At 61.5% G+C, this 8,642-nt stretch carries 5 protein-coding genes; 1 reads left to right on the top strand and 4 read right to left on the bottom strand.

What is annotated here, in order from left to right:
• Positions 1-210 precede the first annotated feature (210 nt).
• From OXI69_02860 to rpiB, 4 genes are all read right to left on the bottom strand, one after another.
• Complete coding sequence (locus OXI69_02860) at positions 211-2,598, bottom strand: NAD(P)-binding domain-containing protein (GenBank protein MDE2665073.1); 2,388 nt, start codon at positions 2,596-2,598, stop codon at positions 211-213.
• A 37-nt stretch (positions 2,599-2,635) separates the two neighbouring features.
• Positions 2,636-3,298 carry a zinc ribbon domain-containing protein gene (locus tag OXI69_02855; protein MDE2665072.1) on the bottom strand — a complete coding sequence of 221 codons (663 nt, stop codon included), beginning with the start codon at positions 3,296-3,298 and terminating at the stop codon, positions 2,636-2,638.
• A gap of 557 nt (positions 3,299-3,855) precedes the next feature.
• Positions 3,856-5,580: a bifunctional transaldolase/phosoglucose isomerase gene (locus OXI69_02850; protein MDE2665071.1), complete on the bottom strand. Its 1,725-nt coding sequence runs from the start codon at positions 5,578-5,580 to the stop codon at positions 3,856-3,858.
• Between the two features lie 56 nt (positions 5,581-5,636).
• A complete protein-coding gene (gene rpiB, locus OXI69_02845; GenBank protein MDE2665070.1) occupies positions 5,637-6,086 on the bottom strand; it encodes a ribose 5-phosphate isomerase B in 450 nt (149 codons plus the stop codon).
• A gap of 493 nt (positions 6,087-6,579) precedes the next feature.
• Between rpiB and OXI69_02840 the strand changes: the two genes are divergently transcribed.
• Positions 6,580-8,298, top strand: coding sequence for a M3 family oligoendopeptidase (locus OXI69_02840; protein MDE2665069.1), 1,719 nt, complete (start codon positions 6,580-6,582; stop codon positions 8,296-8,298).
• Positions 8,299-8,642 lie beyond the last annotated feature (344 nt).

Genomic DNA, 8,642 nt, shown 5'->3' with positions numbered 1-8,642 from the left:
CCCTTCAGCGCGTGCTCGCGACCGAAGAGCGTAGCGGTCACTACGGTCGAGGGAGCCTGTGCGCGCTGAAGGGAAAAGGACACGCTAGGGCATGCCCAGCGCCGCCTGTTACCTGCAAGCCCTTACCATGGAGCCAATCAAGGTACTGAAAGATAAACTCCCTTTCGTCATGGTACCTGCGACCTGGTGAGAAATGCGGGCTAGTGCCTGCTAATGGGAGCCGTGGGCTCCGGGGACGCCGGCCATTGTGTCCGGCCGGGACCCGGTGACCGGTGGGGGATGGCGGGGCAGGCCGCCGTTTTCCGGCAGGCTGATCTGAACCAGCGGGCCGAACGAGAGCACGTCCATGGGACAGGCCGTCACGCAGATGCCGCAGCCGATGCAAGAGGTCTCGTGGTTGTCGATGGTCTCCTGCTTCAAAGCGAATGACATCACGTCGATGCCGACCTGACAGTTGCGCGAGCATTCGTTGCAGCCGATGCACTTGTCGTTGGACTTGATCCTGAACCGGCTCCAGCGCAGCCGGGTAAAGAATTTGGACTGGATCTGCATCAGCTTGGCCAGCGGGCACCAGTAGCGGCACCAGACCTTGCCGCCCAGGAAGGGATAGAGGGTCACGGGCAGGATGCCCACCAGCCAGACGTCGGCGTAGAGCCGGTAGAGGTGAATGCTCAGATCGGCCTCAGCCGCCAGCACGCCGTAGGCGTCCTTGATCAGGACGAGCACGGTCACGGCCACGGCCGCGATCAGCACGGCCGTATTCATCCACTCCCAGCGAATGGAGGCCTTGCCCTTGGGCGCCAGGTGGCGCCAGCGATCGCCAAAGGTCTCGGCCAGCCCCCCGCACCCGCAGATCCAGGAGCAGTAGCGCTTGCCCTGGAAGAGCACGAGGATCGGAATCAGCACAAAGGTCAGGAGAACTCCCCAGACCACCCAGATCTGGTGGGGATCGTAGAAGAAGGTGTAGAAGAACAGGGGCCAGGCGTAGACGATGCCGTAGCTGCGCCAGGCCTGATCGGCAAAGGTCGGATCGGAAGCCAACTGCGTTCCGATCCATTGGTGTTTCACCGCCGATTGAAACAGGAACTCGGGGACGAGGAAGAAGAAGATCCACTGGAAACTCAGCAGAGAGATATAACGCCAGATCTGAAACTTGTCCTTGCGGTCCAGTCCCCAGCGCTTCACGGCCTCGAGCCCAAAGACAGTCATCAGCAGGGTGTAGAGGACGGTGTACCAGAAGGCCCAGGGTCGATCGGCCAGGGAGAGGAAGCGATACCCCCAATCCCTGTAGGGCCAGAACTCCTCGCCGGTGCCCAGCTTGGCGCCATAAATCGTGTACCAGACAAAAAAGGAGAGTCCCAGCCAGGCGAAGCGATCTCGCTGAACTCCATGCTTGATCAGCAGGCCCAGGCTCAGGGCCCAGGCCAGGATTCCACCCCAGGACGGGATCAGCGAAAGATCGAGACCCGCCAGGCGAGCCTGCCCGCCCTGGTGGGCGCCGAATATCCAGGCGCCGGCCAGACCCAACAGCGTCAAGCCCGCCGCCCGAAGCAGGCTCCCCTCCCATTCGTTTTCCATTCTCAATCCCAGGGACTTCAGGAAGCGCCGCGGCACGTCGGCCCCGATCAGGACGAAGGCATGGTCATAGGGGATCTTGCGTTCTCGCCGTGAACCGTTCTCCTCAATAGTAAGACTGGCTTCCTCCTCCCCGAATTCAGTCACGTTGGAGTTGAGCAGGAGCTCCACCCGGTCTTCCTGAACCGCCTGTGCGAGCTGCCGTTCATTGTCCTTGAAGATGCGGCTGAAGGTATCACCGCGATAGGAAAGAAGAACCCGGTTCTCCCGGCTCAGCGTGAGCGCCGCCTCCACGGCGCTGTTGCCGCCCCCCACCACCAGAAGGTTCTCGTTCTTGTATTTCCTGGGCGAATAGAGCCGGTGGTAGACGGGCTCGCGATCTTCCCCGGGGACCTTGAGCTTGCGTGGATTTCCCCGTTGCCCGGTGGCCAGCACCACCCGCTTGGCCCGATAGTTTGCCTTGGGGGTAGACACCTCGAAGACGCCGGCCTTCTTCCGGCAGCCGGTCACCGGTTCACGGGTGTGGAGGTTCACTTGGTTGTCGGTAATGATCTGGTTCCAGCGGTGCACCAGGTCTTCCTTGGTGGCCCCGTCAAGCCAAAGCTTGCCTTTGGGGGGGTGGCTGTCCGGTTCCGCGTAGACCCATTTGCCCTCGGGGAAGTTCTCGATGGTATTGGCGATCTGTTCCTTTTCCAGCAGGAGGTAACGCATGCCGCGCTCGTCTGCCTGCAGGGCCGCGTTGAGCCCGGCAGCGCCCGCGCCTACGATCAGCAGGTCCAGCAGTTCGGGGTCGTCGCCCCCGACCGCACCCGGCAGGGAGGCGATGTGCTCCACCACCTCGTAGCCCTGGGCCATGGCAGACTTGATGACGGGGGCGCCGGCCAGATCGCCGATAACGAAGAAGCCCGAAATGTTGCTCTGGTTGTGCTTGCCCAGGAGAGGGCGTTCATTGGGCCCGCTTCCCGAGTGGAGCACCGAGACCAGTCTCTGCTTGATTCTGTTGGCGAAAGGGATCAGTGCCATCGGAGTGAATCACCTCCAGACTCGTTCTTCGGTCTGCTCAGGCTCGCGTCACCTCGGACTGTTGCGAGGGGGTCAGTTCCTTCCCGCACCGCAGGCACCGCCGGGCGGTGGGGTGGTTGACCTCCCCGCAAGCGGGACAGGGCACAGGGGCTACGGTTTCCGGAACCTTGACCAGTCCACTGGGCACCTGGCCGTGACCCTGTCCGGCCGGACGGGAGATGACGTAGAGAAGACCCGGCAGATTCAGAAAGAAGCCGATAAAGAAGGGCGCCAGCGGGGGCAGGCCCATAGACAGGGCGCGGTAGCCGCTCAGACCTCCGCATATCAGGGAGGACAGAACCAGCAGTCCGAACACAAACCAACCCCGACTGATTCCTCCCTGGGCCGTGCCCGGCGGTGCCGACATATCCTCCTGAAACAGGGCGCCCCTGGGCTGTTGGCTGTAGAAGCCCCGTTCCAGATTTTTCAGGAACGTCTCGACGTGGGCCTGGCGGAGGGGAGTCCGGCGCCCTCGCACGATCAAGGCCACATCGTCGGAAGTCAGTTCCGCCCCGCAAACCGTGCATAATTCCGAGCTTTTGGCGGGCACCCGGGAGTAGGTCTGCCCGCCGACTCGACCGACTCCTCCGAAAAGCACAAGAAACATCAGCAATGCTGTTCCCCGAAAGACGACGGCCAATCGCAGCGGCTTCTCGTACATGGAAACAAACCTCAATGAATAGCTTGCACTCCAGTACCGGGGAAATCAACCCATCCCGGCAGGCCAACCTCTTTGATAGGACCTGTGAGTCGCCGCGATGCCCCGTCCGGTGAGGGATTCGGGCGTTTCGGTCGCACCCGTCCCCGCACGGGCGGGCGGAACATTCAGAGAACAGACAGCCGATCGTTGTCGCTTGGGATCGTCTGGGTAATGAGGACGAACCACGAGTGAACACGAATCAAAACGAATAACCCGGATGTCACAATATCGTCAGGACGGGACGCTGCTGCACGAGCGGCTGATTCCGGCGATGATCACGTACGAATTGCGGGTTTCCGAGAATACAAGCCAGCCGTCTCCACAAAAAATCCTGTGCGTCCTGTGCATCGATGTGAATCAAATCATTCTTTACCCGAACCCGGAGTCGTTTCAGGTACGCACAACTTGTCGATCACACAACTATCCACTCACCTGGAATGTGCCTGTTTCGCCGTTCATGAGCCGCCCCGTGGTATGGGACGGGGGTCTCATTAGGAGCGAGACAGGGGTGTTTCAGGTCAGGTGGACGCCAACCCCATGTCCAGGGTCCGGTTGAGCCGTCTCAAGCCTTCCTCCACCGGGGCGCTCAAGTGGACCCTCAAGGCTCTGCGCCTCCGTTGGGAGAGCACCTGAAAATCCCCCCTGGCCTGGGCGTCCTTTACGGCTCCGAAGGTGTATTTCCGGCCGGGCACCGGCAAATCCTGCGTGTCCTCTCCGGTGACCTGCAGAAAGACTCCGCTGTCGGGGCCGCCCTTGTAGGCCTGGCCGGTCGAGTGCAGAAAGCGCGGGCCGAAACCCAGACAGGTGGCGACACCGAACCGGTCCCGAACCTGGTGCCTCAAACTCTGAAGAAGACTCTGGTTCTGGGGACTCATCTCGAGATAGGCCAGGATCGCGAAATAGTCTCCGCGGGTGAGTTGCCCCAGGTGGGCCTGTAAAATGGATGCCAGGGTGGGATCGGCCCCCACGGCCCGGGACAGCGAGCTGCAGTTCTCCTCGTCGGCAAGCAGGGAAATCCCGCCCTGGCTGAAGAAGGCGGTTTCCCGAGGGAATGAGCCCTCCCGTTCGTAGCGCTGGGTCAAGTCCCTGGTTGCAATCTTGCTGGCCTCGACATCGGGCTGATTGAAGGGATCGATCTCCAGGAGCGATCCGGCCACTGCCGTCGCCATCTCCCATCGAAAGACTTCCCGGCCGAGGTCGTAGCGGTCGGCCATGGAGATCTGAACGACGGGATGCCCGCTCTGCTTCAGATCCCTGACGGCCTGCTCCTGTTTTGGGTCCCGGCCGGAGTCCAACCGAATGTGAAGGAAGAACCGGTCCTCTCCGTAGACGGCGGGAGGCCCCACCGACTCGCCGTCGACGGGAATGAGGCCCTTTCCATCCTTACCGGTCGACTCGGCCAGCAACTGCTCCAGCCAGGCGCCCAATGTCGAGATTTCCGGCGCGGTGATCAGAGTGAACTTGTCCCTGCCTGACTTGGCCAGGGTGCCCAGAATGGCTCCCAGGACCACCCCGGGATTCCGGTGTGCGGGAACCTGAGGCTTGCAGGCTTGAGCCATGGAGCGGGCTCGAAAGATGAACCCGGCTGCATCCAGTCCCATCAAGGCTGCCGGCACTCTGCCGAAGTTCGACAGCGCCGAGTAGCGGCCCCCGACGGCCGGCTCTCCAAAAAAGATGGATCGGAAGCCCTCCCTTTCGGCAGCTTTCTGCAGCCTGGAATCGGGGTCGGTGATGGCAATAAAGCGCCTTCCCGCTTCGGATTCACCCGGGACCTGTTTCACCCGCTCCAAGAAGTACTGTTTCAGAATGTTGGGTTCCAGGGTGCTGCCGGACTTGCTGGAAACGATGAAGAGGGTTCGTGACAGGTCGATTCGGGATTCGAAACGCAGGATTTGCGCGGGGTCGGTGGAGTCGAGGACGTGAAGTTCCGGGTATCCCTGCTGCTTGCCGAAAGTTGCTGCCAGGACTTCGGGAAAGAGGCTGGAGCCTCCCATTCCCAGCAGCAACAGGTGGGACAATCCCTCCCGGCGAATCTCCCCGACGAGCTGCTCCAGGCGCGGACTGCGGTCGGGGCCCTCCGTCAGGGACAGCCAGCCCAGCCAGCGATTCTCATCGGCCCCTGTCCAGAGCGAGGGGTCTCCGGACCACAGGCGAGCGGTATTGTTTCCCCTGTCCCAGTTCTCAAGTGCCGCCGACACGGCATGGGACAGCTTCGGGTTCAGGAAATGGGTTTGAGAATTCAACGAAGGGGCACGCATTCCAGGGGTGACGCCGTCTCGGCAGGCACGGGGGAAGTTCTTCAGCGGTAGCGGGTTTCCAGCGCCGCCACTTTTCCCAGGCGCCGCAGGTGGCGCTCCTCTCCCGTGAACCTGGCGCCCAGGAAAGACAGGACCACTTCTCGAGCCAGCTCGATGCCCACGATGCGAGCCCCCAGGACCAGGACATTCATATCGTCATGCTCGACTCCCTGGTGGGCGGAATAGGTATCGTGGCAGACGCCGGCGCGAATGCCGGGGAGCTTGTTGGCGGCCACCGAGGCGCCAACGCCGCTGCCGCAGATGACGATACCGCGGTCAGCCCGCGCCCCTTTCAGGACCAGCCCGACCTTCTCGGCGTAGTCGGGGTAGTCCACCGCAGCCGCATCGTGGGTGCCGCAGTCCTGCACCTCGTGGCCCTGATCCTGGACGAACTGCTTGATCTGTTCCTTGAGACCGAACCCGGCGTGGTCGGAACCCATGGCAATGCGCATCCTGTCCCCCGACTTTCCTGAAACCTGCGGAAGGGCGTCCGGTTCAGTGACGATACCACGAATTGCGGTTCCCGGCTCGGCTTCGATACAAACCGGGCACATCTGAATGAATGATTAACATCGATGCACAGGATACACAGGACGCACAGGATTTCTTCAGGAAACGGCTAGCGTGTAATCCTGGGCATTTGCAAGTCCGCACCGGATCATCGCCCGAGCCTGCTCCTTGTGCAGGAAGCTCTCGTCCTGTTCATCCTGTGCATCGATGTTAATTATTAAAAAATACCGAGCCCCGGTGCCATTCCGCTTCCACTCTCCGCATCAGCCCTTGTCTATCGGCTCGGCTTCTGTGATTCGCCCTCAAGGGAGGAGTGATGCTCAGTCATCTGTCCCAATCGAGGAACGATCGCTCTGTACTTGACCGGTTTTTGGGGTTAACCTTGGGCGGTTTCAGACGGACCGCCACGACAGTCTCCATCAATACGGGCCCAGCATGGAACTCCTGGATCAACTGCCGCACCGTTTCCGGCGCCGCTACCTCCCGGAATCCCTCGAATTTGAGCGATGGAACCGGCTGGGGCCCTTCTTCCAGGTTCTCGAAGAGCGCGAGTTGGATTCCGTAGAACAGCTGGAACAGTGGCTGCTGGACTGGAGTGAGCTCAGCGACGCAGTGGGGGAAGAGGGCTCGCTCCGCTACATCCGGATGACCTGCGACACCGAGAATCCGGAGATCGAAAAGGCCTACATTCACTTTCTGGAGGAGATTGCGGAAAATCTCAAGGCTGCCGACGATCGCCTCAAGCGCTGTTTCCTGGGCTCCCCGGCGAGGAAACAGCTTCCATCCCGCCGTTATTCCGTCCTGGACCGTCACCTGCAGAATGACGTGGACCTGTTCCGCGAGGCCAATATCGCCCTGGAGACCCGGGAGTCCAAGGGAACCCAGCGCTATCAGAAGCTGATTGGATCGCTGACGGTGTCCTTCGAGGGTAGAGACCAGACCCTGCAGCAGATGAAGCGCTATCTGGAGTATCCGGAGAGGAGCCGGCGGGAAGCGGCCTGGAAGGCGGTTGTCGAACGCCGTCTGAGTGAGCGGGACCGTCTGGAGGAGCTGTTCGAAGAGCTGCTGGGAACCCGTTCGTCGATCGCCGCCAACGCGGGTTTCGACTCCTATCGGGACTACATGTTCCGCCGCCTGGAGCGATTCGACTACGGCCCCGAGGACTGCTATCGGTTTCATCAGGGAGTCGAATCGGTGGTCGTTCCGCTGGTTCGCAAGCTGCAGCGGTTGAGAGCCGAAGAGATGGGCTTGGCGTCGCTGCGTCCCTGGGACTTGAGTGTCGATCCCCAGGGTCGGCCGCCGCTACGGCCCTTTGCCCAAACCGGGGAGTTGGTGGATGGCTGCGTGGAAATCACCGGCCGCGTGGACGCCCGTTTCGCCCGATTCCTGGAGGCCATGCGCAGCCACGGACTGCTCAACCTGGACAGCCGCAAGGGCAAGGCCCCCGGAGGCTATCAGTCCACCCTGGAGGAAGCCCGCCTGCCCTTCATCTTCATGAACGCGGTGGGGGTGGATGGCGACGTCCGGACGCTGCTGCACGAGGCAGGGCACGCCTTTCACGTGTTTGCTACCCAGGAAGAAGCCTTGGGCGACTATCGCCACGGGCCGATTGAATTCTGCGAAGTGGCCTCCATGAGCATGGAACTGCTGGGCGGAGAGCATCTGGAAGTGTTCTACAACCGGGAGGAAGACCTGAAACGCTCACGCAGAAACCACCTGGAGGGCATCGTGGAGATTCTTGCCTGGATCGCCCAGGTGGACGCGTTCCAGCACTGGATTTACACCCATCCCGGACACAGCCCGGCTCAACGGCGAGATCAATGGGTGGCGTTGAACCAGCGCTTCGGGGGCATCGAAGACTGGTCGGGATTCGAGGAAGCCCTCCGCTGTGGCTGGCACCGCCAACTTCATATTTTCGAGCTGCCCTTCTACTACATCGAATACGCCATCGCACAACTGGGAGCCTTGCAGGTGTGGCTGAATTCCAAGAGGGACCTCAAAAGAGCCGTCGACGACTACTGGGCGGCGCTGCAGTTGGGTGGAAGCCGCCCGCTACCGGAGCTCTTCCGCCGAGCGGGAGCCGCCTTCGACTTCGGACCCGCCACGCTGAAACCCCTGATGGAGAGGGTTGAAGCGGAATTGGAGGCTCTCTGAATACTTTCCGAGCCTTGGCGGATCCCTCCCGAGCGTGCTCCATCCCCTAAGTGCCCCTTCGTAGTCCTTCCTGCCCCTCCGTGAAATACTCTTTTTCCGTTTCTGGATAACCCTCAAGCGTTTCAGAAGAGTCCAGCTCCGGCGCTGCCGGGTGGATCATACGGGAGTGAAACAGGGGCCTCTAACGATCCTTGGAGACTGGGGTCCCCTTCGGTTCGACCGCGGGCTGACTCTCCTATCTGGCGATCTCGCCGGTTCCGTCCCCCCCACCGGTTCGACTGCGGGCGGAGCCCTTGTCTCACCGACTCCTGTACCGTTCTGAGAAGGACCTTTGGCGGATAATC

This window comes from Acidobacteriota bacterium, assembly GCA_028875575.1.
In the GTDB taxonomy this organism is placed as follows: domain Bacteria; phylum Acidobacteriota; class Terriglobia; order Versatilivoradales; family Versatilivoraceae; genus Versatilivorator.
The sequence above is the reverse complement of the archived record's forward strand: the minus strand, read 5'-3'. Positions and strand labels throughout refer to the sequence as shown.

What these genes read in the sequence shown, in the direction of transcription:
- OXI69_02860 (MDE2665073.1), bottom strand. Translation starts at nt 2,598, where the DNA reads ATGGCACTGATCCCTTTCGCCAACAGAATCAAGCAGAGACTGGTCTCG.
- OXI69_02855 (MDE2665072.1), bottom strand. Translation starts at nt 3,298, where the DNA reads ATGTACGAGAAGCCGCTGCGATTGGCCGTCGTCTTTCGGGGAACAGCA.
- rpiB (MDE2665070.1), bottom strand. Translation starts at nt 6,086, where the DNA reads ATGCGCATTGCCATGGGTTCCGACCACGCCGGGTTCGGTCTCAAGGAA.
- OXI69_02840 (MDE2665069.1), top strand. Translation starts at nt 6,580, where the DNA reads ATGGAACTCCTGGATCAACTGCCGCACCGTTTCCGGCGCCGCTACCTC.